The sequence below is a fragment of the Flavonifractor sp. AGMB03687 genome (assembly GCF_017811815.1).
Classification (GTDB): domain Bacteria; phylum Bacillota; class Clostridia; order Oscillospirales; family Oscillospiraceae; genus Flavonifractor.
The window spans coordinates 393,934-420,386 of the sequence record NZ_JADKZI010000001.1 but is presented as its reverse complement, the minus strand read 5'-3'; the positions used below and the strand labels follow the sequence as shown (position 1 = coordinate 420,386).

General features: G+C 62.6%; 27 protein-coding genes and 1 pseudogene. 6 read left to right on the top strand and 22 right to left on the bottom strand.

The genetic code is table 11. From position 1 onward, the window contains the following. Positions 1-6: 6 nt before the first annotated feature. From J9789_RS02010 to rimP, 10 genes are all read right to left on the bottom strand, one after another. Positions 7-1,326, bottom strand: a complete 1,320-nt coding sequence (locus J9789_RS02010) for a DUF1576 domain-containing protein (RefSeq protein ID WP_209341758.1) — start codon at positions 1,324-1,326, stop codon at positions 7-9. Positions 1,327-1,356: 30 nt separating this feature from the next. After that, positions 1,357-2,268: a bifunctional riboflavin kinase/FAD synthetase gene (locus tag J9789_RS02005; protein ID WP_209341756.1), complete on the bottom strand. Its 912-nt coding sequence runs from the start codon at positions 2,266-2,268 to the stop codon at positions 1,357-1,359. A gap of 5 nt (positions 2,269-2,273) precedes the next feature. Further along, positions 2,274-3,158, bottom strand: coding sequence for a tRNA pseudouridine(55) synthase TruB (truB, locus tag J9789_RS02000; protein ID WP_209341747.1), 885 nt, complete (start codon positions 3,156-3,158; stop codon positions 2,274-2,276). Next, a complete protein-coding gene (locus J9789_RS01995) occupies positions 3,151-4,101 on the bottom strand; it encodes a DHH family phosphoesterase (RefSeq protein ID WP_209341745.1) in 951 nt (316 codons plus the stop codon). Before J9789_RS01995 ends, truB begins: the two co-directional genes overlap by 8 nt. Positions 4,102-4,104: 3 nt before the next feature. Next, the gene (gene rbfA / locus J9789_RS01990; RefSeq protein ID WP_209341743.1) at positions 4,105-4,494 is read right to left on the bottom strand and encodes a 30S ribosome-binding factor RbfA; all 390 of its coding nucleotides are present in this window, start codon (positions 4,492-4,494) and stop codon (positions 4,105-4,107) included. Between the two features lie 111 nt (positions 4,495-4,605). Further along, positions 4,606-6,963, bottom strand: a complete 2,358-nt coding sequence (gene infB / locus J9789_RS01985; RefSeq protein WP_348633621.1) for a translation initiation factor IF-2 — start codon at positions 6,961-6,963, stop codon at positions 4,606-4,608. 115 nt (positions 6,964-7,078) lie between these two features. After that, a complete protein-coding gene (locus tag J9789_RS01980; protein WP_209341741.1) occupies positions 7,079-7,615 on the bottom strand; it encodes a 50S ribosomal protein L7 in 537 nt (178 codons plus the stop codon). Continuing rightward, positions 7,608-7,883 carry a YlxR family protein gene (locus tag J9789_RS01975; protein ID WP_209341739.1) on the bottom strand — a complete coding sequence of 92 codons (276 nt, stop codon included), beginning with the start codon at positions 7,881-7,883 and terminating at the stop codon, positions 7,608-7,610. The genes J9789_RS01980 and J9789_RS01975 overlap by 8 nt, the downstream gene beginning before the upstream one ends. A gap of 38 nt (positions 7,884-7,921) precedes the next feature. After that, the gene (nusA, locus tag J9789_RS01970) at positions 7,922-9,079 is read right to left on the bottom strand and encodes a transcription termination factor NusA (protein WP_209341737.1); all 1,158 of its coding nucleotides are present in this window, start codon (positions 9,077-9,079) and stop codon (positions 7,922-7,924) included. Between the two features lie 50 nt (positions 9,080-9,129). Continuing rightward, positions 9,130-9,585: a ribosome maturation factor RimP gene (rimP, locus tag J9789_RS01965; protein WP_209341735.1), complete on the bottom strand. Its 456-nt coding sequence runs from the start codon at positions 9,583-9,585 to the stop codon at positions 9,130-9,132. Between the two features lie 250 nt (positions 9,586-9,835). Between rimP and J9789_RS01960 the strand changes: the two genes are divergently transcribed. From J9789_RS01960 to J9789_RS01950, 3 genes are read left to right on the top strand one after another with little or no spacing between them, the layout of a single operon-like run. Further along, positions 9,836-10,765 (top strand): MoxR family ATPase, encoded by a 930-nt coding sequence (locus J9789_RS01960; protein ID WP_209341726.1) that lies wholly within the window; start codon positions 9,836-9,838, stop codon positions 10,763-10,765. 4 nt (positions 10,766-10,769) lie between these two features. Then, positions 10,770-11,771 (top strand): DUF58 domain-containing protein, encoded by a 1,002-nt coding sequence (locus tag J9789_RS01955; protein WP_209341724.1) that lies wholly within the window; start codon positions 10,770-10,772, stop codon positions 11,769-11,771. Further along, a complete protein-coding gene (locus J9789_RS01950; protein WP_209341722.1) occupies positions 11,768-14,155 on the top strand; it encodes a transglutaminase-like domain-containing protein in 2,388 nt (795 codons plus the stop codon). The genes J9789_RS01955 and J9789_RS01950 overlap by 4 nt, the downstream gene beginning before the upstream one ends. A gap of 45 nt (positions 14,156-14,200) precedes the next feature. Here the strand turns inward: J9789_RS01950 and J9789_RS01945 are convergent, their stop codons facing one another. The 4 genes from J9789_RS01945 to J9789_RS01930 all read right to left on the bottom strand — a co-directional run bounded on the left by J9789_RS01945 (position 14,201) and on the right by J9789_RS01930 (position 18,695). Further along, positions 14,201-15,985, bottom strand: coding sequence for an LTA synthase family protein (locus J9789_RS01945; RefSeq protein ID WP_209341721.1), 1,785 nt, complete (start codon positions 15,983-15,985; stop codon positions 14,201-14,203). A 337-nt stretch (positions 15,986-16,322) separates the two neighbouring features. Next, positions 16,323-16,898: an ATP-binding cassette domain-containing protein gene (locus tag J9789_RS01940; RefSeq protein WP_209341720.1), complete on the bottom strand. Its 576-nt coding sequence runs from the start codon at positions 16,896-16,898 to the stop codon at positions 16,323-16,325. After that, on the bottom strand, positions 16,895-17,689 hold the full coding sequence (locus J9789_RS01935; RefSeq protein WP_209341719.1) for an ABC transporter permease subunit: 795 nt from the start codon (positions 17,687-17,689) through the stop codon (positions 16,895-16,897). Before J9789_RS01935 ends, J9789_RS01940 begins: the two co-directional genes overlap by 4 nt. After that, entirely contained in the window at positions 17,664-18,695 is a 1,032-nt protein-coding gene (locus J9789_RS01930) for an ABC transporter substrate-binding protein (protein ID WP_209341717.1), read from the bottom strand. The genes J9789_RS01935 and J9789_RS01930 overlap by 26 nt, the downstream gene beginning before the upstream one ends. Before the next feature lie 165 nt (positions 18,696-18,860). Between J9789_RS01930 and J9789_RS01925 the strand changes: the two genes are divergently transcribed. Then, positions 18,861-19,169 carry a hypothetical protein gene (locus tag J9789_RS01925; protein WP_209341715.1) on the top strand — a complete coding sequence of 103 codons (309 nt, stop codon included), beginning with the start codon at positions 18,861-18,863 and terminating at the stop codon, positions 19,167-19,169. A gap of 217 nt (positions 19,170-19,386) precedes the next feature. Continuing rightward, positions 19,387-20,412, top strand: a complete 1,026-nt coding sequence (locus tag J9789_RS01920; protein ID WP_348633614.1) for an LCP family protein — start codon at positions 19,387-19,389, stop codon at positions 20,410-20,412. 48 nt (positions 20,413-20,460) lie between these two features. Here J9789_RS01920 and J9789_RS01915 read toward each other — a convergent pair whose 3' ends face one another. From J9789_RS01915 to J9789_RS01880, 8 genes and pseudogenes are all read right to left on the bottom strand, one after another. Further along, a complete protein-coding gene (locus J9789_RS01915) occupies positions 20,461-20,652 on the bottom strand; it encodes a hypothetical protein (RefSeq protein ID WP_209341712.1) in 192 nt (63 codons plus the stop codon). A gap of 26 nt (positions 20,653-20,678) precedes the next feature. Then, complete coding sequence (locus J9789_RS01910) at positions 20,679-20,876, bottom strand: hypothetical protein (RefSeq protein ID WP_209341705.1); 198 nt, start codon at positions 20,874-20,876, stop codon at positions 20,679-20,681. Positions 20,877-20,902: 26 nt separating this feature from the next. Continuing rightward, positions 20,903-21,430: pseudogene (locus J9789_RS01905) on the bottom strand (peptidoglycan recognition family protein); the annotation flags it as partial. Between the two features lie 44 nt (positions 21,431-21,474). Next, positions 21,475-21,825: a hypothetical protein gene (locus J9789_RS01900; protein ID WP_209341703.1), complete on the bottom strand. Its 351-nt coding sequence runs from the start codon at positions 21,823-21,825 to the stop codon at positions 21,475-21,477. 66 nt (positions 21,826-21,891) lie between these two features. Next, entirely contained in the window at positions 21,892-22,677 is a 786-nt protein-coding gene (locus tag J9789_RS01895) for an amino acid ABC transporter ATP-binding protein (RefSeq protein ID WP_209341701.1), read from the bottom strand. A gap of 13 nt (positions 22,678-22,690) precedes the next feature. Then, positions 22,691-23,329 carry an amino acid ABC transporter permease gene (locus J9789_RS01890; protein ID WP_209341699.1) on the bottom strand — a complete coding sequence of 213 codons (639 nt, stop codon included), beginning with the start codon at positions 23,327-23,329 and terminating at the stop codon, positions 22,691-22,693. A 72-nt stretch (positions 23,330-23,401) separates the two neighbouring features. Beyond that, positions 23,402-24,250: a transporter substrate-binding domain-containing protein gene (locus J9789_RS01885; protein WP_209341697.1), complete on the bottom strand. Its 849-nt coding sequence runs from the start codon at positions 24,248-24,250 to the stop codon at positions 23,402-23,404. A gap of 78 nt (positions 24,251-24,328) precedes the next feature. Further along, complete coding sequence (locus J9789_RS01880) at positions 24,329-24,916, bottom strand: molybdenum cofactor guanylyltransferase (RefSeq protein ID WP_209341695.1); 588 nt, start codon at positions 24,914-24,916, stop codon at positions 24,329-24,331. 135 nt (positions 24,917-25,051) lie between these two features. Here J9789_RS01880 and J9789_RS01875 point away from each other — a divergent pair, with 135 nt between their 5' ends. Next, on the top strand, positions 25,052-26,203 hold the full coding sequence (locus J9789_RS01875; RefSeq protein WP_209341693.1) for a D-alanyl-D-alanine carboxypeptidase family protein: 1,152 nt from the start codon (positions 25,052-25,054) through the stop codon (positions 26,201-26,203). Positions 26,204-26,453: the final 250 nt, after the last annotated feature.

Below are 26,453 nucleotides of genomic sequence, written 5' to 3'. Positions count from 1 at the left end.
CTTTTATCAGTGTTTTTTGGAAATGGGAGGCGGAACCGTGGGGCTGTCGTGCTCGAAGACGTCCAGGTAGTCGGCGTCCTGAAGCTGAGGACGGCGGTGCCGGATGGCCTCGGAGATGATGGGATAGAGCACGATGGCCAGCAGGCCGCCGGAGAAGCCGTTGTTGTACAGGTTGAAGCCCTCCACCGGGGTACCGGCCCGCAGCACCACCGAGGAGTGGAGGAAGCCAGCCAAAATACCGAAGGGCCAGCCGAAGTAGCCCGAGATGGGAGCCAGAGTGGTACCGAAGAGCAGGGCCAGCTGCACGGCGCTGTCGTTGATGCTCCAATGCATACAGAAGCTGCCCAGCACCACGCCCAGCATAATGGGGACAATATTGCGGGCGTGTTTGCCGAAGGCGGAGAAGCCCATGATGGTAAAGATACCGCCCAGAGTGGGGCCGTTCAGGTCGCCGCCGGTCAGCAGAATAAACGCCATACCGATCAGACCGTTGACACCCACGTTGATCAAAGTGGGCGCCGCGCCGAACATACGCAGGTAGTCACTGGGGGCCCGGCCGGTGGTGAGCAGCAGTCGCCGGTAGCCTGCCCAGGCCGCCCAAATGGGCCGCCCGCTGAAAAACAGGCCCATGACGATCAGAATCAGGCAGAGGCCGCCCAGGCAGATGCCCAGCTGCATGTTATAGCCGGTGGCCCAGTGGTGGGCCACATTGGGGTTTGCACCCAGAGAGGTCATGACCGGCACCATGATGGTGGCCAGCAGACCGCAGGCAAATCCCATGTTGTACAGGTTCATGCCGTTCTGGATCTTGTATGTATAGGCAGACAGAGGAGGCAGCACAAAGCCGATGATGACACCGATGAGGATGGCCCACCAGATGTTGCCCCAGCCGTTGTCCAGCGCCACATAGCTTACCACCGGCGACAGCGAGGTGGCCAGCAGGGATACGGAGGCGTACTTGCCGAACTCCTCCCGGCGGACCTTGGCATACAGGAAGGTACCGAAGATGATGGGCCAGATGTTGGCGATGTTCTTGCCGAACAGGGCAAAGCCCGCCATCAGGCCGATCTCCACCAAGGTGTAGCCATTGAGGGGGTCCTTGCTCAAGTGGAGGATTCCCAGGCTGATGAGGGTGACCAGAGCGGCGTTCACAAAGGCCGCTCCGATACCCGCGATCTTCACATAGTCGGTGATGAGGGCGTCCTCAGTCTGAATGATCTTCCACAGACCGGGCAGGATCTCAGAGGGATCACCCAAAATCAGACCGATGGCGATGAGGTAGACAGAGAAACAAATTGCGGCGGGATAGATCTTATGATAGCGCATATGGTGTCCCCCTTCGGATGGGCAGCCGTATTACAGGCCCTCAAAATAGTGTCTGGTCTGTTCCGCGTTGCGCATAACTTCTTGTTTCAGTTCTTCCAGGCTGTCGAACTTCCGCTCTCCCCGCAGCCGTTTGTAAAACTCCATCCGCACGGTCTGGCCGTACAGATCACCGCTGAAGTCCAGAATGAAGCCCTCCACCGTCACCCGGTCGCCGTCATCCACCGTGGGGCGCACCCCTACGTTGGTCACTGCCGGGCGGCTGTCGCCGTTTTCAAACCATACCTTGGTGGCATACACACCGTAGGCCGGAACCAGCACGCCGGGCTGGAAGCGCAGGTTCACCGTGGGGAAGCCCAGGGTGGAGCCCAGCTTCTTGCCGTGGGCCACTGTGTCGGTGAGGGTATGGGGATGACCCAGAAATTCATTGGCTCGCTCCATCTCGCCCTGAGCCACCAGGGTACGGATATAGGTGGAGGACACGGTGATATCGTCCCGGCACACCTTGGGGATGATGTCGCAGCCGATGCCCAGCTCCTGGCACAGGGTCTGGAGCCGGTCCGGGTTGCCCTCTCCCTTGTAGCCGAAGTGGAAGTCGTGGCCGGCCACCAGGTGGACCGCCCCGTGCTCCTTCACCAGATAGTCAGTGACGAACTCCCGCCAGGGCATTTGCATCATCCGCTCGTCAAAGTGGGCCACGATTACGTCCCGGATGCCGTAGTACCGCCGCATCAGCTCCGCCCGGTCCATGGGCGAGCTGAGCAGGGGCACCGCCGGGGTCTTGAGGATCAGGTTCTCCGGATGGGTATCAAAGGTGACCGCCGCCGGAACCGCTCCCAGTTCAGCCGCCTTCTCCCCCACCCGGCGCAGCAGGGCTCCGTGGCCCAGATGAACGCCGTCAAAGAAGCCCAGCGCGATCACACGTCTTGTCTCTGTCCCGTTCAATGTACTTACACCTCGAAAAAGCTTTTAATGGTGGTCATGGTGCCCCCGGCGCACCGGCCCAGCAGCAGGAACTCGCCGTCAGGGCCGTACACCCGCCAGGTGCCGTCCTGGGCGGCACAGGGGAAGGGGCTGCCGTTCTTGGCCTTTTTCAGCACATCCGCACCGATGGTCACCGCGGGGTACTCTCCAAAGCAGGCATCCACCGGGGCCAGCAGGGCGGTGGGATCGGAGGCAGCCTGAAGCTGCTCCAGGGTCACCGCTCGGTCCAGGGTGTAGCCCGCCGCCTCAGTGCGCCGTAGGGCCGACATACAGCCGCCGCAGCCCAAAGCCTGCCCAATATCGTGGCACAGGGTGCGGACATAGGTGCCCTTGGAGCAGCGCACCCGCAGATACCAGGTATCCGCCTCCTTGGGGAAGCCCTCAGGGACCTCCTCCAGCACCTCCAGCCCATAGATGGTCACCGGGCGGGGAGGCCGCTCCACCTCTTTGCCCGCACGGGCCAGCTCATAGAGCTTTTTGCCGTCCCGCTTGATGGCGGAGTACATGGGTGGGATCTGGAGGATATCCCCCCGGAACCCTTCCAGGGCACCCTCCAGGGCCGCCCGGTCCACCTGTACCGGCCGCTGCTCCAGCACCTGGCCGGTGGTATCCTGGGTATTTGTGATAACGCCCAGTTTTAAACCGGCGATATATTCCTTTTTCCCCTCTGTGGCGAACTCCACCGCCCGGGTAGCCCGCCCCACAAAGACAGGCAGCACACCGGTGGCCATGGGGTCCAGGGTGCCGCCATGGCCCACCCGCCGCTCATGGAGGATGCCCCGCACCTTGGCGCAGACATCCATACTGGTCCACTCCTGGGGCTTGTCGATGATAATGACTCCGTTAGGCATCGTGTTCCACCTGCCGGATGGCGTCCAGGATGGCGGACTCCGCCTCCTCCAGGGTGCCGCTGACAGTGCAGCCCGCAGCGGCGGCGTGACCGCCGCCTCCCAGCAGGGCGCACACCTTGGTAGCGTTGAGCCCGCCGCTGGTACGGACGGACAGCTTGCACTCCCCTGCCGCCAGCTCCCGGATGGTGACCGAGGTCTCCACTCCTTCGATCTGGCCCAGGAAGGCGGCGATGTCCTCCATGTCCTCCTCGGTGGCCCCTGCCTCGTCCATCAGGGACAGGGACACGGGAGCCACGGCGATCTTGCCGTCCTCGTAGCGGTGCATCCGCTCCACAATAAGCCGCTCCACCTGGAGCCGGGCCCAGGTCTTGGTGCGGAAGTGGCGCTTGTTCAGGGGGAATACGTCGATGCCGGTGGCCATCAGGGCGGCGGCCACCCAGTGGGTGTCCGCCGTGGTGTTGCCGTACTGGAAGCAGCCGGTGTCAGTGGAGACGGCCACATACAGGGGGATCGCGGTCTCCTGATTGACCTGCCCCAGCTCCTTCAGGATCTCATAGAGGATCTCGCCGCAGGCCGCCCGCCCGGCGTCCAGGCAGGTCTCCTTGGCAAAGAATTCCTGAGAGGGGTGGTGGTCGATGGCCAGGTCGATGCCCCGCTCCAGCCAGGGTTGACCGGATGTGGTAAAAAGGCTCCTGGCAGCAATATCCACGCTGACCACCGTGTCCGGCTCATACCCCTCAGGAGCCAGCAGGCCCTCCAGATAGGGGGTGAACAGGTGGGTCTCACCGGTGCCGGAACAGATATGGGCAGTCTTGCCCAGGCCACGCAGGCCCCGACACAGGGCGGCGGCACAGCCGATGGTGTCCCCGTCGGGCCGCTTGTGGGTGAGGATCAGATAGCGGTCGTGCTCCTTCAGCCAGGCCGCAGCTTCGGTATAGGTCATGGTTTATTCCTCGCTGTCCAGATCAATGTGGGCGTTGGCCGGATTGGCAGGCTTGACCACCTCGGGGTCCCGCAGCATGCTCAGGATGTGGGCACCGGTGTCGATGGAGTCGTCCTCCACAAACTGCAGCTCCGGGGTGTAGCGCAGCTGAAGGGCGCGGCCCAGCTCCCGGCGCAGATAGCCGCCGGCGGACTTCAGGCCCTTGACCACTTCCTTCACATCGCTCTTGTCCAGCACGCTGACATAGATCTTGGAATAGCGCAGGTCAGAGGTGGTATCCACACCGGTGATGGACACCAGACCGTGGACCCGGGGGTCCTTGACCGTGCGGATGAGGGTAGCCAGCTCCCGCTGGATCTCCTCGTTGATACGTCCGATACGATTACTTGCCATACATTTCTCCTATTACGCAATACAGACCCGCCCCCTCCTCAAATGAATTGGGGACGGAACGGGTCTGTTTTTATTTTCCTTGGTTATCCCTCAGGGAAAACCTTCAATCCATTAAACTTCGATTTGCTCCATCAGGAAGGCCTCGATGACGTCGCCCTCCTTGATGTCCTGGAACTTCTCGAAGGTGATACCGCACTCGTAACCGGCGGCGACCTCCTTCACGCTGTCCTTGAAGCGCTGCAGGGAGGCGATGGAGCCGTCATAGATCACCACGTTGTCACGCAGCAGGCGCATGTTGGCGCCGCGCTGCATCTTGCCGTTGGTGACGTAGCAGCCGGCCACCATGCCCACGCCGGTGATGCGGAACACGTTGCGCACCTCGGCCTGGCCCAGCTCCACTTCCTTGAACTTGGGAGCCAGCATGCCCTTCATGGCGGTCTCGATCTCGTTGATGCAGTCGTAGATCACGCGGTACATCCGCATATCCACCTTGTTGCGGGCGGCGGTGTCCTTGGCGTTGGAGTCAGGACGGACGTTGAAGCCCACGATGATGGCGTTGGAGGTGGTAGCCAGCATAACGTCGCTCTCGTTGATGGCGCCCACCGCGCAGTGGATGACACGGACACGGACCTCGTCGTTGGAGATCTTCTCCAGGGAGGCCTTGACGGCCTCGGCAGAGCCCTGCACGTCGGCCTTGACGATGATGTTCAGGTCCTTCATTTCGCCCTGCTTGATCTGGCTGAACAGATCCTCCAGGCTCACCTTGCCCACCGGGCTGGAGGCGGCCATCTTCTGGTCGTGCTTACGCTGCTCCACCAGCTCACGGGCCATGCGCTCGTCATCCACGGCGTGGAAGTCGTCGCCGGCGCCGGGCACTTCGCTCATGCCGATGATCTCAACAGGCACGGAGGGACCGGCCTCGGTGAGCTTCTCGCCACGGGCATTGGTCATGGCGCGGACACGGCCCACGGCAGTGCCGGCGATGATGATGTCGCCCTGATGGAGGGTACCGTTCTGCACCAGCAGGGTGGCCACGGGGCCGCGGCCCTTGTCCAGACGGGCCTCGATGACGGCGCCGTGGGCGGAACGGTTGGGATTGGCCTTCAGCTCCTGCATCTCGGCGGTCAGGTTGACCATCTCCAGCAGGTTGTCGATGCCCTCGCCGGTCTTGGCGGAGATGGGGCAGATGATGGTGTCGCCGCCCCACTCCTCGGGCACCAGCTCGTACTTGGTAAGCTGCTCCTTGATGCGCTCGGGGTTGGCTTCCGGCTTATCCATCTTATTGATGGCCACGATCACGGGGATCTTGGCGGCCTTGGCGTGGTTAATGGACTCTACGGTCTGGGGCATGATGCCGTCGTCGGCAGCCACCACCAGGATGGCCACGTCGGTAATCATAGCGCCGCGGGCACGCATGGCGGTGAAGGCCTCATGGCCGGGGGTGTCCAGGAAGGTGATGGGCTTGCCGCCCACCTCCACCTGATAAGCGCCGATGTGCTGGGTGATGCCGCCGGCCTCGCCCGCCGCCACGTGGGCGTTGCGGATATAGTCCAGCAGGGAGGTCTTGCCGTGGTCGACGTGACCCATGACCACCACCACGGGGGCGCGGGGAAGCAGATCCTCCTCCTTGTCCTCGGCGGTGTCGATGAGGCGCTCCTCGATGGTGACGATGATCTCCTTCTCCACCTTGCAGCCCAGCTCTTCGGCGATGATGGCGGCGGTGTCGAAGTCGATGACATCGGACAGAGAGGCCATGACGCCGTTCTTCATCAGGGTCTTGACCACCTCGGCGCCGGTCTTCTTCATGCGGGAAGCCAGCTCGCCCACGCCGATCTCGTCGGGGATCTTGACGGTGAGGGGGGTCTTCTTGGCGATCTCCATCTGGAGCCGGCGCATCTTCTCCTGCTCCTCCTGACGGCGCTTGCTGCCGCCCTGGAAGCCGCCCTTGCGCTGGTTGCGGCCCTGGAACTTCTGCTTGCCGGCCTGCATCTGCTTGGTCTTGCCGGCGGCCAGATCCTCCAGCCGCTGGTCGTACTTCTCCAGGTTCACGTTGCCGCTCTTGCGGGTGTCCACCACCTTCTTCTCGGGCACGCGGGTGGTGGGACGGTTCTGCTGCTGAGGCTGCTGGGCCTTGGGCTGCTCCTGCTGAGGAGCGGGCTTGGCAGCAGGGGCAGCGTTCTGAGCGGGCTGCTTGGAGCCCTTCTGGCCCTGCTGCTGGGCAGGCTGGGCCTTGGGCTGCTCGGCGGGAGCGGCCTTGGGCTCCCGGTACACGTCGGCGTAGATGCTCTCGATGCTCTCCACCTGGTTGTGCTGGGTGAGATACTCAAAAATCAGGGACAGCTCCCGGTCGCCCAGAGGCTGCATGTGGTTCTTCGGGGTCGTCGCGTATTTGGTCAGAATGTCGGTGATCTCCTTGGAATTCTTGTTGAAATCCTTGGCCACCTCATGCACACGATACTTGTTGTTCAGCAAATAAGCCACCTCCAACTGGTCGGCTTGCGCCAATAGGAAAACGCGGCGGGTCCGCTGCGCTTTCTTATTGGAACAAGCCTGCTTGTTCCAATCTGTCTCAGCCACGTTGTGTTCATGACTGGGGTTTCTTGATCGTCAGTTTGCCCTTAGGGGCAAAGGGTTTTACCTGCTTCTTGGCCGGGGGAGCGCTCTGGGGCTCCTTGGCCGCCTTGGGGGGCGGAGCCCAGGGCTTCTTGTTCTTCTTCTGCAGGTTCTTCTCGTGGGCCCGCTGCTCCTTCTGTCGCTGAAGGGCCTTCCCGGCCTTGACCTTCAGCTCTTCCGCCGCGGCGGAGCAGTGCTCCGGGTCGGCGGAAGCCAGCTTGGCGGCAATGGCCGCGGCCAGCCCCACGTCGGTGAGGGCCAGCATGGTGCAGGCGGAGCGGCCCACTGCGCCGCCCAGGCCGCCCTTGGTGTAGGGGGTAGGCAGGTGGGGCACCTTGCCGATCTCGGCAAAGTGGGCCGCCCGGCGCAGACTGTTGTCGGCGCCGTCGCAGGCGGTGAGGATCAGCTTGGCCTGATGGGCCCGGGCGGCGGCGCCCACCGGCTCCTCGCCCACCTCCACACGGCCCGCCTTGCGGGCGATGCCCAGCAGATGCAGTACGCTATCCATCCTGATCGCCCTCCCGCATCTGCTGTTCCAGCGCCTCATATACCTCATCGGGCATGGGGGCGGAGAAGGCCCGCTCCAGCGCCCTGGCCTTCCGGGCCCGCTTCAGGCAGGCCTCGTCAGGGCACACATAGGCGCCCCGGCCCGGCTTCTTTCCCTTGAAATCCAGAGAGACCTCTCCCTCCGGGCTCTTCACCACCCGGATCAGCTCCTTCTTGGGCTTCATCTCCCGGCAGCCCACGCACTGGCGCATGGGAATCTTCTTGGGCATCCTTCTGCCCCCCTTCCACTACATTTAAAACGAAAACCTTATTCCTCGATCTCGGCCTCGTCCTCGAGGATCACGTCGTCCTCGTCCTCCACTTCCTCGTCGGCAGGAGCGGACTCAGGCTTGATGTCGATCTTCCAGCCGGTCAGCTTGGCAGCCAGACGGGCGTTCTGGCCCTCCTTACCGATGGCCAGGGAGAGCTGATCGTCGGGCACCACCACGCGGCAGGTCTTGCCCTCCTCGTGGATGTCCACGCTGATGACGTCAGCGGGAGACAGGGCGGCAGCGATGTACACGGCGGGGTCCTCGGACCACTTGACGATGTCCACCTTCTCGCCACGGAGCTCCTCCACGATGTTGTTGACGCGCTGGCCGCGGGGACCCACGCAGGCGCCGATGGGATCCACGTTGGGATCGGCGGACCAGACAGCCAGCTTGGTGCGGGAACCGGCCTCACGGGCAATGGACTTGACCTCCACGGTGCCGTCGTAGATCTCGGGCACTTCCATCTCGAACAGGCGCTTCACCAGGCCGGGGTGGGTGCGGGAGATGAGGACCTGGGGTCCCTTAGTGGAACGGCGGACCTCCACCACATACACGCGTAGGCGCATGCCCTCCACGTACTCCTCGCCCTTGACCTGCTCGCCGGCGGCCAGGAATGCCTCGGTGGCCTCGCTGCCGGAGCCGATGCGCAGGCTGGCAGCACCGGAACGAGGATCGATGCGGGTGACCACGCCGGTGAGGATCTCGTGCTCCTTGGAGGAGAACTCGTCGTACACCATGCCCCGCTCGGCCTCACGCATGCCCTGGATGATGACCTGACGGGCGGTCTGGGCGGCAATGCGGCCAAAGTCCCGGGTCTTGATCTCGATGCGGATCACGTCGCCCAACTGGGCCTGGGGCAGCTTGGAACGGGCCATCTCCAGGCTCATCTCGGTGCAGGGGTTATCTACCTCCTCCACCACGTCCTTCTTGACGAACATGCGGACGGTACCGGCCTCCTCGTCGGCCTCCACCACGATGTTGTCACCGGCGGACTCATGGTCCCGCTTGTAGGCGGACACCAAGGCCTGGGTGATCTTATCCAGCATGTAGGCCTTGGGGATGCCCTTTTCCTTCTCAATCAGATTGATGGCGGCGAAAAACTCCTTGCCGTCCAGCTCATTGGTCTTCTGCGCTTTGGCGTTCTTCTTCGGCATAGTTCTGTCTCCTTATCCTCAACACGGGCGGTTCCTGCCGCCCCTACATCTTAAAACCGCACGTACAGCCGGGTCTGAGCCACGTCCTTCTTAACGAAGGTCCTGGGTCCGTCCGCCGTGTCAATGGTCACATCGCCGTTTTCGTAGCCGGAGAGCACTCCCACATGGTCCTTCCGGCCGTCCACCGTACGGTAGAGGCGCACCTCCACCTCCGAGCCCATGAAGGCGGCAAAATGCTCCGGCTTCTTCAGGGGCCGGTCTGCACCGGCGGAGGACACCTCCAGCACGTAGCTGCCCTCAATGGGGTCAGCCTCGTCCAGGGCGTCGGACAGGGGGCGGCTCACCGCCTCGCAGTCGTTGATGGAGACGCCGTCCTCCTTATCAATATAAACCCGCAGGAACCACTGCCCCGCCTCACGGACGTATTCCACGTCCCACAGGGTGCAGCCGGCGGCCTCCACCAGGGGAGCCGCCAGGGTGGATACCAGCTCTGTTACCTTGGCCATAAGCCACCTCCGGCAAGGGATGTAAATTTTTTACATTCCCCGTTTTTTCAATAAGAAAGAGCGGAGCCGTGACCCCACTCTCATCATACCTCTACTACTAACGTATGTACTATACCACAAAGTGGTGTTTTGCGCAAGGGTCTGCCGTGATTTTTTCCATTCCAGGCTTTTTTATTCCTTATAGTTGACATAATGGTACACTCTGGTACAATAAAACTTAGCTTTCAGATATTTTTAAGGAGGGCGGAACATGGACGGCAACAAGCAGGCCCTGGAGATCCTGGGCGAAGTGAAGAAAGCGGTGGTTGGCAAGGACGACGTGCTGGCCAAGGTGCTGCTGGCCATTCTGGCCCGGGGCCACATTTTGTTGGAGGACATCCCCGGGGTGGGCAAGACCACCATGGCCCTGGCCTTTTCCAAGGCCTTGAGCCTGAAATACAACCGCGTGCAGTTTACCCCCGATGTGATGCCCTCGGACATCACCGGCTTTTCCATCTATAACAAGGCCACCGGCGCTATGGAGTATCAGCCCGGCGCGGTGCTGTGCAACCTGTTTCTGGCGGACGAGCTCAACCGGGCCACCAGCCGCACCCAGTCCGCCCTGCTGGAGGCCATGGAGGAGGGACAGGTCACCGTGGACGGCGTGAGCCACCTGGTGCCCCAGCCCTTCCTGGTCATCGCCACCCAGAACCCGGCGGGGGCCTCGGGCACCCAGCTGCTGCCCGACTCCCAGATGGACCGGTTCATGATCCGCCTGTCCATCGGCTACCCCGCTCCGGCGGACGAACTGGACATGGTGCGCCGCAAGCAAAAGGGCAATCCCCTGGAGCAGGTGCGGCAGGTGCTGGATCTGGACGGTCTGGCCGCCCTGCGGGATCGGGCCGACCGGGTGTATGTGTCCGACGAGGTGCTGGACTACATCATCCGGCTGGTGAACGCCACCCGCACCCACCCCATGATCGTTCAGGGTGCCAGTCCCCGGGCCTCCCTGGCCCTCACCGCCATGGCCAAGGCGGCCGCCCTGGTGCTGGGCCGGGACTACGTGAACCCGGAGGACGTGTCCATGGTCTTTGCCGATGTGGTGGCCCACCGGCTCATCCTCTCCCCCCGGGCGGAGGCCAGCGGCGGCTTCGATCTGTCGGAGATCCTCCGGCAGGTCCAGCCCCCCAAGATCGGGTGAGGCTATGATCAGCCGTCGGATCCTGTACGCCGTTCTGGTGGCGGCGGCGGTATTGTTTCAAATTTTATTCCGGTTCTATCTGTCCACCTTCATCCTGGTATTTATCCTCGTGCTGCCGGTTCTCTCCCTGCTGCTGGCCCTGCCCGGCCTGGCGGGGAGCCGGCTGGAGATTCGGCCTGCCAGCCCCTCCGTGGTTCGGGGCGAAAGTGCCCAGTTCCACATCTCCCTGCACACCGCCTCCCCCTTCCCCCTGATCCGCCCCCGGGTCAGGCTGCGCTGGACCAACCAGCTCACCGGCGAGGAGGGACAGGCCCTGCTCTTCGCCTCCCCGACAAAGGAGGTCCCCCTGACTGTCCCCGCCGACCACTGCGGCCGGCTGGTGTGCCGGGCAGAGCGTGCCTGGAGCTGCGACCTGCTGGGTCTCTTCCCCCTGCCTGTGGGGCGTGGGATCGATGGGGCCGTGCTGGTGCTGCCCCCCGCCCTGGAGCTGGACGACACCCAGGAGCTCACCGGCGGTCAGAACGACGGCGTGGTGCTCCGTCCCCGCCCCGGCGGCGGCCCTGGCGAGGACTACGACCTGCGGGAATACCGGGCGGGCGACCCGCTGCGGTCGGTCCACTGGAAGCTGTCCTCCAAGCTGGATGAGCTGGTAGTCCGTGAGACCCTGGAGCCCCAGCAGGCCGCCATTGTGGTGACTTACGACCACTTCGGCTCCCCCGAAGTGCTGGACCGCACCTTTGCCCAGCTGTGCGCCCTGTCCCGTTGGCTCCTGGAGCAGGAGCGCCCCCACCACATCCAGTGGGCCGCCCCCCTCACCAGCATGGTGGAGGACCGGTCGGTGGACGGGGAGCATGCTCTGCTGGCCTGCCTGGAGCTGGCCTTCTCCACCCCGGCGCCCCAGGAGGGCCGCTCCATCCTGGACGGCACCCTGCTGCTGCCCGCCGGTTCCGGTAAGGTGCGCCATCTCCATGTGACGCCGGAAGGCGTGGAAGGAGGGGGACGATGAAACGCCATCCAAAGCATCCGCTCAAGCCCCGCGCCAGCCGTCGGCCCCGGCCCCTGGAGCTCTTCACCGGCTGTCTGCTGCTCTTCCTGCTGCTCACCGGTACCCTGTGGTCCTTCTCCTCGGCGGTGCAACAGCCCCTCCACCCCCTTCTGCTGCTGATTGGCTGCGCTTTGCTGAGCGTGCTGCTCACCCTGATCTGTGCCCTCCCCACCCGCTGGATGCTGGTCGGCATGGCCGCGGTACTGGGGGCTGCCGGCTTCACCGTCTGGCGGCTGTTTCCCATTATGCAGCTGGGTGAGATCACCTACCGCTGTTCCGTGGTCAACACCGTGTGCACCAGCCTGGAGTTGGACGGCTTTATCCATCCCATTGCCCAGCTGCCCACCGGTGTCTGGGTCCGCTCGGCCACCCTGCTGACCCTGGTGGTGGCTGCGGTGCTGGGGGTACTGCTGGCCCTGGCCGTGGTGCGGCGGCCCTCCTTCTCCGTGTCCTTTCTGCTCACCAGTCCCTTTGTGCTGGCGCCCCTGTGCATCTCAGTGACTCCGGCCTGGCTGCCCCTGATGGGACTGATCCTGGGCTGGACCGTCATGGGTCTGGGCTCCCTGGTCCGCCGTCAGGACCGGGCGGGGGCCGCCAAGCTCACCCTGCTCTCCCTTCCGGCAGCGGCCCTGCTTCTCTTCCTACTGGGCCTGGCCATGCCCCAGGACAGCTATCAGCGGCCCCAATGGGCGGATGACGCTCTCGACTCCATCAACAACTGGGTGACCCACCTGGATGTGACTCTCTTCCACGGAAAAGGGCCCTTCGGCTTCGGGTCGGGCGGCTCTTTCGCCGACGCCGACGGCAAGGTGGAGCTGTCTAACGCCGGTCCCCTGAACTTCTCCGGCCGGACGGTGCTGGAGGTGGACACCGACCTGCGGGGCCGCATCTACCTGCGGGGCTTCTCCAGCGCCGTGTATGAGGACGGCAGCTGGAACCCGCTGCCGGAGGATCGCTACAGCTGGATGTTTTGGGATGAGACCCAGGAGGGTGAGCCTCCCTCCTTTACGGACAGTGTGTTCTATCCCTCCCTGGAGGGCTTCCAGCCTCTGAACTTCCCCGCTCTGGCGGACCGGGATATGTTCCCCAACAAGGACTACGCCAAGGTCACCGTCCGCAACGTGGGGGCCGACCCCGGCTATGTGTATGTGCCCTACCACATCCTCTCCCAGCCCGACGAGCTCAGCGGAGCCAAATTTGTCAACGACTCCTACCTGGCCCGGGGGGATGACGTGTGGACCCACACGGTATACGTCCAGCCCAACTGTGATCCCCTGTCGGGCGCGGAGCTGCCAGGGGAGGCCAGCCAGGCCGAGAGTACCTATGCCAACTTTGTCTATGACAGTTCCTATATGGCTGTGTATGAAGATGTTGTGGACGCCTTGGATGCCGTTATTGAGGACCTAGTCACAGATATGCCCGGCCATCTCCCCGGCGGAGCAGAGAACCCCGCCTATCAGGCCTATCTGGAGTTGCTCCAAGGCGGTGCCGAAAGAGAAACAGACATCACACGGACATATCCCATGGTAATGGCCGGCATCGTAGCCGCTTACCTGGACGGTCTGGCGGAGTACAACCCGGACACCCCCGCCACCCCGGAGGGGGAGGACTTCGTGTCCTACTTCCTGACCGAGAGCCACGAGGGCTACTGCATGCACTTTGCCTCCGCCGCCACCCTGATCCTGCGGCATATAGGCATCCCCGCCCGGTATGTCACCGGCTATGTGGCCGATGTGCCCGCCTCCGGCCATGTGAATGTCCCCGACTCCGCCGCCCACGCCTGGGTCGAGATCTATCTGGACGGCTACGGCTGGGAGCCGGTGGAGGTCACCCCCGCCTATGCCGGCAGCAATCCCGGCCAGAGCGGCACCGTGGAGCCCACTCCCACGCCTACTGCGGCACCCACGCCCACCGCCACCCAGGCGCCCCAGGCCAGCGCCCGACCCTCCGCCGCTCCTGACAATCCGCAGGAAGAAGGCGAGGAAGCCGCACCCCTGGACCTGCGCTTCCTCCTGATCCCTCTGGCCGCCGTGCTGGTGCTACTGGCCTTCCCTGTCCGCCGGTCTGTGGGCCGGAGCCGCCGGGAGAAGAAATTCCGCCAGGAAAACACCAACCGGGCCGTCATCGCCGCCTACCTCCACCTGAAGAAGCTGGAGCGCTGGGGCGGACAAATGCCGGATGAGGTGGCCGAGCTGGCCAAGAAGGCCAAGTTCAGCCCCCACACCCTGACGGAGGAGGAGCGGACCACCGTCGTGGAGGCCGCCCGCACCATCTCCGCCCAGGTGGACAAGGCCCTGCCCTGGTACAAGCGGTTCTGCTGCCGCTATATCCTGGGACTCTGTTAAACAAGATGCGCCCCCGGAGGGAATTCCCTCCGGGGGCGCGTTTTGTTATTGGATCAGGGAAAAGAAGTCTTCCAGCCGGTTGGACTTATCAAAGATGTTGTTGTACAGCAGCACCTTGTATTCCTCAATGGCGGCGTCCAGGTCGGCAGGCAGGGTCTCATTCTCCCCGTACCAGTTGCCCTGGGCGTCCCGGATGCCCACGGTGTTGATGACCGGGGCCACCTCCTGGAGCTCGGACAGGAACTTCTGGTAGCCGGTGAGAGGCAGATTGGCGGTCTCCATCAGCAGGGTGGACAGGTAGTTGAGGGAGAGCTCCACCCCCTCCGCCTCCGGGATGTCGTAATTGGCCCACAGGGCAAAGGGCACCATCTGCTTCTTCTGGGCCAGTTCGGTGTCCGGGTCCTCCCCCAGTACGTCAGTGTAGAAGTTGGTAGCCACCTGGGGCTGATGGTCCCCAAAGAGGAGGATCATGGTGGGCTCCTCCACCTGGGAGAAGTAGTTGATGAGATACTCCAGGGCCTGGTCACTCTGATAGATGAGGGATAAGTACTGGTTCACCGTCTGGAACTTCCCCTCCAGCTCCCCGGTGAGCCACACCTCCCGGGGCAGGTTCTCCCAGGACATCTGGTAGCCGCTGTGGTTCTGCATGGTGACGTTGAAGAGGAACAGGGGCTCCCCCTCCTCCTTCTCCTCATAGAGTCGGATCAGATTCTCGTAGTCGCTCTGGTCGGTGACGTAGCCCGTCTTTTCATCCCCCCGCATATAGGTGCGGTCCTGGAAGTCGCTCTCGAAGTACACCTCGTCAAAACCGAAATTCTTGTACACCGAGGGGCGGTTCCAGCCGGAGGAGCGGTAGGGGTGGGCCGCAATGGTATGGTAGCCCAGAGCGGACATCTGACCCACCAGAGTGGGGTCCCCGTCGGAGACATACATCTGATAGGGCACCGTGCCGGCGGGCAGGAAGGCGGTGGTGTTGCCGGTGAGGAACTCATACTCCGAATTGGCGGTGGTACCGCCGAACACGGAGGAATAGGCGTAGCCCTTGATGGTGTTCTCGGTGAGGGAGCGGAGGAAGGGCATGGCGTCCATGTTGGTCTCCACTCCCGGCAGCACGGACAGGTCGGAGAAGGACTCGTTCATGATGACGATGACATTTACCGGCCGGGTGGTGCCGTCCGGGTCCACCACACTCACCGACACATCGTCGCTGATGTTCTCCCCGCCCAGAGCGTTCAGGGTCTCCTCCGAGTAGGTGTCCGGTTTTTCCACCCGCATGTACTTCATGCACACGGTAAAGTTGAGGAACAGGCCGTTGCCCCGGGTGGTCCACATGGAGGGCTCGATGCCCAGCCGCTCCACCATGCTGGTGCCGAAGAACACCGCCAGGAAGGCGGCAGCCAGCCCCGCTGAGGGGAGGAATACCTTCCAGGAAAACTTCTTCCGGGGTTCTTTGGGCAGGAATTTCATCAGCAGGAAGATGGCTACCACAACGAGGAGGGTAATAAACTGCCGCTGGGACAGGCGGTAATCATAGTTGCCCGCCACATTGACAGCGGTCCCCAGGCAGAGAAAGTCCCCGGGAAACAGGGTGCGGCCCCGGAAGGCGATGAGGTAGTGGTTGGCAAAGCCAAAACCCCAGGTAACGATCAGGCCCAGCTTGATGGCGCCGCTGCGCCGTCCCCGCAAAAAGTAAAACACCAGTTCGGCCAGGTAGTACCACATCAGGTTGAGGGCGATCTGGACGGTGCTGAAGCTGTGCCAGGGGTCGTTGTAGTTGAGGTACTCCACCATGGTGAAGGAGATGAGGGGCACCACGATGAGCAGCACCATGGTGACCCACCAGTACTGCCGGGGCGACAGGGGCAGCCTGGGCCATTTGGGCCGCAGGCGCCTTCCGCGGAACTTTCGGTATCTGAATTTCCTTGCGCAACCCCCCCTTTCCGGCGGTTTCTCCTCTATGGGTTCCGGGGCTTCCAACGGCTCCCCAGTCTCGACAGACTCCGGCACTTCCGGATGTTCCTTGGTTTCAATGGGATGACTCATATCTTTACGCTGCCTTTACCAAAAATGTATGTTTCCCATTTTATCACAAAAAGGCGAAAGCGCAACGCGCTTTCGCCTGAATTCACAAAACCTTCCCAACTCTGAAGGCAATCTGAATATTCTGTCAGGTCTGGTGCAGAGGCGGACCGGACAGTTCGATCACCCGGTCGCACAGGGCCACCACCTCCGCCTCGTGGCTGGAGAGCACCACCGGCATCCCCAGCTGCCGCACCCGGTCCAGGATACGCGCCGCCCGTGGGGCGTCCACCCCGGTGAAGGGCTCGTCCAGCAGCAGGAGTCCTCCGCCGCAGGCCAGGGTACGGGCCAGGGCCAGCCGCCTCCCCATGCCGCCGGACAGGGCGGCGGGATAGGTCCGTTCCTCCCCCTCCAGCTCCGCCAGGGCCAGCCAGCGCCCAGCCTCCTCCCGGCGGCTCCGGGGAAGCACGTCGGTGATGTGCTGCTCCACCGTCCGCCAGGGCAGCAGCCGGTTCTCCTGAAAGAGGATGACCGGCGGCTTGGGGGCGGTCACCGTACCCCCCTCCACCGGCTGGAGCCCCGCCAGCACCCGCAGCAGGGTGGTCTTTCCGCAGCCCGACGGGCCGGACAGGGCGGTGATTCCCTCCTCCGGCAGCTCCAGGGAGAAATGGTCCAACACCGTCTTTTCCTCAAAACGGACGGTAATATCCTTGACTGATATCATGTTTTACCCCCTCCCAGCCGCCGGAACAGAAAGCCCAGCACATATTCCAGCAGGAAACTCAGCACGATGACCACCGCCGTCCAAGCAAAGAGGTCGGGGGTCTCCAGGGTGATTTTGGCCCGGTACAGCTGGGTGCCGATGGCCAGCTTGGGCTGGCACAGTACCTCCGCCGCCACCCCTGCCTTCCAGGCCAGACCCAGGCCGGTGGCGCAGCCGCTGGCAAAGTAGGGCAGCACCGAGGGCAGGTAGACCAGCCGAAGGGTCTTGCCCCGGCCGAAGCGGTAGGCCCGGGCGGCCTCCAGCAGCAGAGGGTCGGTCTGAGCTACGCCCTTGCTGACGTTGCCCCACAGCACCGGCAGCACCATCAGGCCGGACACGATGGCGGGCACCCAGCCGGAGGAGGGGGCCCACAGCAGCACCAGCACGATGAAGGAGGCCACCGGGATAGCTCTTATTACCTTGACCGCCGGGGTGAGCACCCAGTCCGCCGCCCGCAGGGCGGAGGTAGCCGCCGCCACCAACGCACCTACCGCAGCGCCTACGGCAAAGCCCCCAAAAATGCGGCCCAAGGTCACCGCTGCCGCCTGCCAGAAGGCGGGCTGGACCGCCAGCAGCCGCAGCCGCTGGGCCACCAACATGGGATAGGGCAGCAGCAGGGCCCCGTGGCCGTTGGTGCGCAGGTCCACCAAAAAGGCCGCAAGCTGCCAAACCCCCAGCCAGAAGGCCAGGGGTATGACAGCTCGCAGTAATTTATGTCGTTTGAAATTACGGGATGTAGTAGAAGGCGTCATCGGGGATGGAACCTCCGATCGAAGTGGGGTCGGCGGCGAAGAGCACCTCATAGTAGCTGGAGATGGACTTCAGGTCCTCAACGGCGGTGAAGATCATGTTGGCCTGAGGAATGGCGGCGGTAGCAATGGCAGCCTTGGGCACGATACCGTACTGCTCGATGAGCTGACCGCCCTCCTCCGGGTTGTCCTTGATGTAGTTGATGGAGGCCTCATACTCGGTGAGGAAGGCCTCAACCGCCTCGGGATGCTCCTGGGCAAACTCGGTGCGCACCACCACGCAGCCCATGGTGAAGGTGCCGGAGGCCCCGGACTCGGTCCAGGCGTCGCTCAGGTCGATGGCGTCCCGCACGTCGCTGTTCTGCATCAGCACGGTGGTAGCGGCGGGAACGGGGAGCATGCACAGGTCGATCTCACCGGAGGCCATCAGAGAGGTGACCTCCTCGCTGGTCTTCCACTGGATATCCACATCGGTATCCGGGTCCAGACCGTTCTGAGTCAGCAGGTAGTCCAGCACAAACTCGGTGTTGGTGCCCTGGTTGATGGCATAGATGGTCTTGCCGGACAGGTCGGCCAGGGAGTGGACGGTGTCGCCGTTCTCCAGGATGTGGAGCACGCCCAGGGTGTTGAGGGCCAGCAGCTGGATGTTGCCGGTCTTGTTGTACAGGTTGGCGGCCACATTGGTGGGCAGGGCGGCAATGTCCAGCTCACCGCTGTTCATCTTGGGCACGATATCGGTGGAGGGATCGGAGCCCATGGTGACGGTGTAGTGGTTCACAGTCTCACCGGCGTCATTGTCGGAGAGCAGCTTGGCGGCGCCCATGCCGGTGGGGCCGTTGAGCAGGCCCAGGTTGATGTCGGTCCCCTCCAGGGTGGGGGTCTCGCTCTCCACCACGGGGGTGGTCTCGGCAGGAGGGGTGCTCTCCTGGTTGTCGGTATTGGATGCGCAGGCAACAAGGCCCAGCGCCAGGGCCACAGTCAGGCCCAGTGCAAGCAGTTTCTTTTTCATGGTGTCTCGTTCCTTTCTAGACCATCGACGGGTTTTCCCTTCATACGATCCAGTTTAGTGTACCATGTCCCCTGAAAATGTCAACGCGCAATTTCCCCAATTCTGCCATGGCAGGACCGACGGGGCCCAAAACGCATAGGATGGGGGCATAAAGGAGGTATTTCTATGAGCCAAACCACCTGTCCGAAAAACCGGGATCTGGAGGCCCAGCGCCGGGCGGCCGCGATCCTGGCCCAGAGTCATCCGGAGCCTCCGCGGTCCCAGGAGCCGGCCATGAAGCGGTACGTCCATCCCATCCCCTGCTGGAACGGCTGTCCCTGGCCCGCCCAGAGTCCGGAGCACAGCCCGGCCATGGACCGGGTGCTGGAGGAGCTAACCCGCCAGAACCAGCTGCTGGTGGAGCTGCTGGGGGCGGTCAACGCCCTCACCGCCGCCACCCTCAGCATCCGCAGCCGGTTCGTGGGGGAGGAATAGGTCGATTCCTGTCAAAAAAACAAAATCTTAAGAAACTTTATCTTGTGAGCAGCCGTCTAATTCGATATAATGCGGTCAATTCGAATCGCATCACGTACATCGTACATAATATTGATAATGTTACCAAAGAAAGGCGTGGTCTCCCGTGGCCAAAAGGCTTGCAAAGAGAGAAAAAGTCCGTCTGACCCCCGGCCAACGGGCACTCAGGGTACTGTTTGTGGTCCTGCTGATCCTGTCATCCCTGGTGGTGGTGGGATACACCGCCTTCCGGCTGATGGCCCAGCCCCCAAAGATCGCCCTGGAGGAGACACCCCCTCCGGCGGAGAGCGCGGGACTGTCCACCGATTCGCCGGAGCCCACCGACAGCGGCACGCCCACCCGCCAGCGGAAAGAGTACACCTACACCTTCCTGCTGTGCGCCAGCGACCAGGCCAGCGGCAACGTGGACACCATGATCGTAGCCACCTATGACACGGTGAATCAGACCATCGCTATGGCCTCCATCCCCCGGGACACCCTGATTGACGGCGTCTCCCCCAAGGGCAAGTCTTTCCATAAGCTGTGCAGTATGTACCCCTACAACGGCATCGATGCCCTGAAGGAGGAAGTCCGCAAGATCGTAGGCTTCCCCATCGACTTCTATGTGAAGGTCAACACCAAGGGCTTTGTGAAGCTGGTGGACGCGGTGGGGGGCGTCAACTTCAATGTGCCCGTCCACATGGCCTATGACGACCCTACCCAGAACCTGCACATCCACTTTGAGCCGGGGATGCAGTACCTCACCGGTACCGACGCTTTGAAGGTGGTACGCTGCCGGAAGAACTCCGACGGCTCCGGCGTCTATCCCCATAACATTTACGACGCCTACCCCGACGCCGACATCGGCCGCACCAAGACCCAGCGGGAGCTGATCATGGCAGTGCTGAAGAAGGCCATCTCCCAGCCCCTGAATCTGCCCACCTACTATAATATCTTTATGGAGAACGTGGAGACCGATCTGAAGGTCTCCGACCTGGCCTATTTCGCCGACAAGGGCCTGAGCTTTAACTTTGACAACGTGACCGCCACCTCCCTGCCTGGCGACGGCACGGTGAAGTACAAGGGCGTGAGCTGGTGCTATGAGCTCTACCCCGACAAAGTGCTGGACATCGTCAACACCTCCGGCCTCAACCCCTACACCACCGACATTACCGCCGACATGTTGAACATCACCCAGAGCGGCACCGCCAAGCGATATGACTGAACAAAAAAAGGGCGCCGGAAGGCGTCCTTTTTTTGCGTGTGTGCAGGCTTACACAAATTCGTGGACTACGAATTTGTCCTCGCCCTGCTTGTTGTCCTTGGTCTCGCCCACGAAGGTGCCCATAACGTGGCAGTCGGGGCAGAAGCCGAACTCGGGCTCGGAGGCGAACTCCAGCTCATAGCGGTACTTCTTGCCGCACTGCGGGCATTCGTAAAAGAAATAGTAGGTTCCCCAGGTCATTTTTTACTTCCTCCTCTTGTTTCCTGTCACTTTCCCAGCAGACCCAGCCGCTCCAGGATCAAAGCGGCCTGCTCTCGGGTCAGGGGCGCGCCGGGAGCGGTACCGTCAAAGATCCCCGCGTCCTCCGCCTTCTTCCAGGCCACCTTGGCCCAGTCGCTCACCGTCCGGGCGGAGATCTCCCCCTCCCGGGCGGCCAGGGCGGCGTCAAACTGCTCTTGCGTCATCTCCGGTTCACCCCCTTCAGCCGCGCTTTCACGTCGGCGCGGAGGGTGTCCATGCTCTTGCCGTGCTTGGGGAACCACTGTCCCACATCGCTGTGGTTGGAGGCCAGCCCCAACTTACAGCCTTCCGCATGGTCGATGATGTCCCGCTCGGGGTCCAGGCCATAGATTTCACACAGGTAGGCGCACAGCTCCACCGCCGTGTTGTATACCTGCTGGAAATAGGGCCCGTTTTTCACCGGGTCGTATCCGATCATGGTGCCGCCCTTATAGGTGTGTCCGGCAGGCTCCAGGATCTCAAAACTGATATGAGTGTTGTTGGCCGCGCCGCCGGCGTGCCACCCCCGCCAGTTCCAGGGCAGGGTCTCGGTGACGCCGCCCCGATGGACAAAGGCGTGGACGCAGGCGTTTACCCCCGGTTTGTCCCAGGCCTTCAGAAAGACATTGACGTCGGGCTGGGCCACACCGGTGGAGTGGACCATGATCCCCTTGGGCTTGATGGTCCGTCCGGCCTTGTAGCAATCGCTGTTGGTAAGAATATGCTCTGTGATGTGCATTGGCAACCCCTCCGGGTCATCCTATGCCCATCACACACCATCGGTCATTCTCCCTCGGCTTTGGCCGCCTCCAGTTCCGCCCGGCGGGCGTCTCTGGCCTGGAGGGTCTCCTTCAGGCTTCTGGGAGGGCGGGCGTTGATGGTCTCCTGCCAGGCCAGCGCCCAGGCGCGCAGCTCCTCAATTCCTTTCTCGGTCATGGGGAAGGACGTGGTCTCCTCCACGGTACTGTCCTGAAGCCGCCACGGCCCCTCCCACACCTGGGCGGTCAGGGACGGGGGATTGTCCTCCCCGCCTTTCACCGGATCTACCCGGTAGCGCATCCGTCCGGCGCTGGCGGTCCAGAAATTGTCGTTTTCAAAGTGGGACAGCACCGGCAAAAACATGGTATCGTCCATGGCGTCAACTCCTTGCAGCTGAAAAGCGTGGTATCCAAATTATGATACCACGCTTTGCAAGCCTTTTCAATTCTCGGAATAGCGGGCCAAAAACTGACGGGTACGCTCCTCCCGGGGCTGCTCGATGACCTGACGGGCGGGACCCTGCTCCACGATGACGCCGCCGTCCATGAAGATCACCTGGTCGGCCACATCCCGGGCAAAGGCCATCTCATGGGTGACGATGATCATGGTGGTCTTCTGCTCGGCCAGGGAGCGGATGACCTTGAGCACCTCGCCGGTGAGCTCCGGGTCCAGGGCGGAGGTGGGCTCGTCAAAGCACAGGATGTCCGGCTTCAGGGCCAGGGCACGGGCGATGGCCACCCGCTGCTGCTGACCACCGGAGAGCTGGTGGGGGTAGTGGTCCGCCCGGTCGGACAGGCCCATCTTCCCCAGCAGGCTATGGCCCTCGGCCTGGATCTCCTCTAAAATGGCCTTCTTGTTCTGCTTGAAGTCGGACCGTTCCTGGGCCAGCAGCCGGGGCGCCAGGGTCACGTTCTCCAGGGCAGTATACTGAGGAAAGAGATTGAAGGACTGAAACACCAGACCGAAGTGGAGCCGCTTTTTGCGCACCTCGGCCTCCCGCTGGGTAGCGGGGTCGTCCGAGTCAAAGAGGGTCTCGCCGTTGACCAGGATCTTGCCCTGATTGGGGGACTCCAGGAAATTCAGGCACCGCAGCAAAGTGGTCTTGCCGGAGCCGGAGGAGCCAATGATGGCCAGAGCCTGGCCCTGCTCCAGGGAAAAGCTGATATCCTCCAGCACCCGGGTGGCTCCAAAGTGCTTTTCAATGTGTTGTACATCCAAAATAGGCATGGAGCGGGCCTCCTTACTTGAAATAGTCCAGCTTCTTCTCAAACCAGCCGAAGAGCAGGGTGAGAATGCCGTTGGCCACCAGATAGAACACGGCGGTATAGAACAGGGGCCAGATCATGCCCTTCTTGATGTAGGACTCGCCCATCCAGATGATCTCGTACACCGAGATGACCCGCACCAGGGCGGTGTCCTTCACCAGGGTAATGAACTCATTGCCCATGGGGGGTACGATGCGCTTGATGACCTGGAGCAGGGTGACCTTGAAGAAGATCTGGCTGCGGGTCATGCCCAGCACCAGACCGGCCTCCTGCTGGCCCCGGGGCACCGACTGGATGCCGCCCCGGTAGATCTCGGAGAAGTAGCAGGCGTAGTTGATGACGAAGGTCACCACTGCCGCGGTGAAGCGGGGCAGCAGCAGCAGGTCGAACATCAGGCCCGGCCCGTAGAACACCACCATGATCTGGAGCATCAGAGGAGTGCCCCGGATGATCCACACCACGGTCTTGACCACCCACCGCAGGGGGGCGCACCGGCTCATGGAGCCGAAGGAGATCACCAGACCCAGAGGCAGGGCAAACAGGAGGGTCAGGAGAAAGAGCTCCAGAGTGACCACAAACCCCTCCAGCAGGGTGAGCGTAACAGACATCAGCATATCGTTTCCCTCTCTTGGACCGGGGAAAGGCAGAGAGCCATACAACTCTCTGCCTGTTCCCTCAGAATGATCTTACTTCTCGATGACGGACTCCTGGACACCATAGGTGGTGGCCACTTCCATCACGGTGCCGGCGTCATAGGCTTCCTTCCAGAAGCTGTTGAAGGCCTCGGTCAGGTCAGAACCCTTGCGGAAGGCCACGCCGTACTCCTCGTCGTTGAGCTGCACGGTGTAGGTCAGCTCGGGATAGCTGGTGCCCTCGCCGATCATAGCGCCTGCCATCAGCAGGTCGATGACGCAGGCGTCGGAGGCGCCGGAGGCCACCTCCATCAGGGCGTCGGCCTGGGTGGTCTTGGCCACGTAGTTCAGGCCCAGGAGGTCCAGCTGCTCCGCACCGGCAGAGCCGTTCTCCACGGCGAAGTTCAGGCCGCTGAGGCTGTCCACGGTCTGATAATCCTCGGCCTTGTCGGCGGGGACCACCACCACCTGGCCGTTGCGGCAATAGGGCTCGGACACGGAGGCGCCGGCCTCCACCTCTTCATTGATGGTCATGCCGTTCCAGATCACGTCGATGCCCTTGGTGTCCAGCTCCATCAGCTTGTTGTCCCAGTTGATCTCCAGGAACTCCACCTCCACGCCCAGGCTCTCGGCAAAGGCCTTGGCCATGTCGGCGTCAAAACCGATCCACTCGCCGTTTTCATCCTTATAATCCATAGGCTCAAAGTCAGTCATGCCCACAGTGAGAACGCCCTTCTCCTTGATGTAGGCCAGGTCGCTCTCAGCGGCGGGAGTCTCGGAGTTGCCGGCAGGGCTCTCGCTGCCGCCGCCAGGGGTATTGGCGGTACCGGCGGTGCCGCCGCAGGCGGTCAGGGAAAAGGTCAGGCCCAGCGCAAGGGCCAGAGCGGTCAGTCTGCGTTTCATGTACATTCCTCCAAACCATGTATGTCGTGGTTGCTTTCGTATATTACCACACTAAAGCGCTGTTGTAAAGAGGAATTTTCACTTTTCTTCCCGGCGCTCCGCCGCCCGGCTGAAATCCGCCTGGGTGTTAATGTTCCACAGGGCCCGCTCCAGGTCAATCTCACCCAGGGCGTCCTCCTCCAGCCAGCGGCAGTCCACCCGCTCCAGCAGGGCCTTCACCGCCCGGCGGCCCTCATCCAGGCAGGCGGTGAGGGCGGGCAGGCAACTGCGGCGGTACAGGGCAAACAGGGGCTCCGCGCCCCCGTCCCGCCGCCGGATGACGCAGGCGTCCCCGTCTCCCGCCGCGGCCACCACCCGGCGGGCCAGATCCGGGCTGGCAAAGGGCAGGTCAACGGCAGCCAGGAACACCTCCTCCGCCCCGGTGCGCAGAAAGGCGGTCTCCAGGCCTGCCAGAGGGCCCTGGCCCGGCCGCAGGTCGGGCAGCTCTTGCCGGCCGGGATAGCGCCCGGGCCGGTCCACCGATACATATACCTGGTCAAAAAGAGGGGCCAGGCCTTCCGTCATGCGGTCCAGAAAGCTCTGCCCCTCCAGAGTCAGCCCCGCTTTGTCCCGACCCATCCGGCGGCTCTGTCCCCCGGACAAAATAACCGCAATGGCGCGCTCCATATCCGTTCCCCCTTGATTCTGATTGATTTTGCCATTGTACCAGAAAAAATTACCCCCGTCAAAAACCGTATAGAAGCCTTTTCCGCTCCATATCCTCTCCAACAGAGCATTTGAGCATTGGAGGCGTCACAGACGATGAAAAAACTGGCCGCGGCCATGCTGGCCGCCACCCTACTGGCTCTGCCCGTCCAGGCCGCCGAGGCCGCTCCATCCACCACCGGCGCGCCCACCGTGGACGCGGCGGGAGCCGTGCTGATGGAAAAGGAGACGGGCACCGTTCTGTACGAGCAAAACGCCCACGACAAGCTGGAACCCGCCAGCGTTACCAAGGTCATGACCCTGCTGCTGGTGATGGAGGCCATTGACAGCGGCAATCTGTCCCGAGACGATCTGGTCACCGTGTCCGCCTACGCCGCCTCCATGGGCGGCTCTCAGGTGTATTTAAAGGAAGGGGAGCAGATGACGGTGAACGATCTGCTCAAGGCGGTGGCGGTGGCCTCGGGCAACGACGCCTCGGTGGCCCTGGCCGAGCACCTGTGCGGCAGTGAGGAAGCCTTTGTAGCCAAGATGAACGAGCGAGCCGCCCAGCTGGGCATGGAGGACACCTGCTTCGTCAACTGCACCGGCCTGCCGGCAGCGGGCCACCTGACCTCCGCCTACGACATTGCCCTGATGAGCCGGGAGCTCATCCTCAACCACCCCTCCATCCGGGACTACACCACCATCTGGATGGACACCCTGCGGGACGGCCAGTTCCAGCTGGCCAACACCAACAAGCTGATCCGGTTCTATGAGGGCGCCACCGGCCTGAAGACCGGCTCCACCGACGCGGCGGGCTACTGCCTGTCCGCCACAGCGGAGCGGGACGGCATGGAGCTCATCGCCGTCATCCTCAAGTCCTCCACCAAGGACACCCGGACCGCCGCCGCCCAGACCCTGCTCAACTACGGCTTCGCCAACTACACCCTGATGGATGTCTATCCGTCCCAGGCCCTGCCCCCGGTGAGCGTGCTGCTGGGCCAGAGCGAGACCGTCCAGCCCGTGCTGGCCCAGCCCACCCGCATTCTGGTGAGCCGGTCCATGGTCAATCAGGTGGAGACCCAGCTAGAGCTGTGTGAGGACGTAGAGGCGCCGGTGGAGCAGGGACAGACTTTAGGCAAAATGACGGTTACAGCCGGTGACCAAGTCCTGGCTCAGATCCCCATCGTGGCCGACCAGGCCGTGGAACGGCTCAGCGCCCCCGGCATCTTCCTGCGCCTGATGCGCACCCTTTTGATGGCAGGTTAATATGGTTTTCCCAGGGGCAGCCGCAGGTAATCTACGGCTGCCCCTGCGCGTTCTTTACAAAAGGAATTACGTATATTGCTGGAAATTTTACATCTGGATTGGTAATCCGTGTCTTGACTATCTCGTTATATCGTTGTATACTTTACACAAATAAAATCCGCATATTACGGATTTTATTTATTACCAATGACAAGAACCCCCAGTTTACGCCATTCCAGCGCATCTGGGGACGTTTCCAACAAGGAGAGGA